We start from the raw sequence: 599 nt of genomic DNA on the forward strand, positions 1-599 counted from the left end.
CGGGTGGCGCTGCTGCAATTGTCTGCCACCGAATACCTGCTGGCCTGGTCAGTTCATCATATAATCTCCGACGAATGGTCTATGCAGGTGATGGTGCGTGAGCTGGTGAGCCTGTACAACAGCTATGTGTCCGGCCAGCCGTCATCGCTGCGCGTGCTGCCGCTGCAATATAAAGACTATGCCGTATGGCAGCAGTCCGAACTCTCCGGAGAACAGCTGTCGGCGCACCGGGCATACTGGTTATCACGTTTTTCCGGTGAGCTGCCGTTGCTGGAGCTGCCAGCAGACCATAGCCGTCCGCAGGTGCAGGCGCACCGTGGCGGCCACGTGACTTTTGCATTTGACAAGGTATCCGGCAAAGCATACCAGGAGCTGCTGCGCAAGGAAGACGTGACCCTGTTCATGGGAGTGCTGGCACTGGTGAACGTGTTGTTGTACCGCTACAGCGGCCAGTCCGACCTGACGGTCAGCACACCTGTTGCGGGGCGTCATCACCCCGACCTGGAAGACCAGATCGGTTATTACCTGAACACGCTGGCCCTGAGAAACGAAGTTGCAGGCGACCGGAGTTTCAAACAGTTGCTGGCATCGGTGCGGGA

General features: G+C 58.4%; 1 protein-coding gene. It reads left to right on the forward strand.

Annotation, left to right across the window (positions count from 1 at the left end):
• Positions 1-599: condensation domain-containing protein (locus HGH92_RS33440; RefSeq protein ID WP_247655126.1), on the forward strand; the 599-nt coding region annotated here is incomplete at both ends.

It is taken from the genome of Chitinophaga varians (genome assembly GCF_012641275.1).
GTDB classification, from domain to species: Bacteria; Bacteroidota; Bacteroidia; order Chitinophagales; family Chitinophagaceae; genus Chitinophaga; species Chitinophaga varians_A.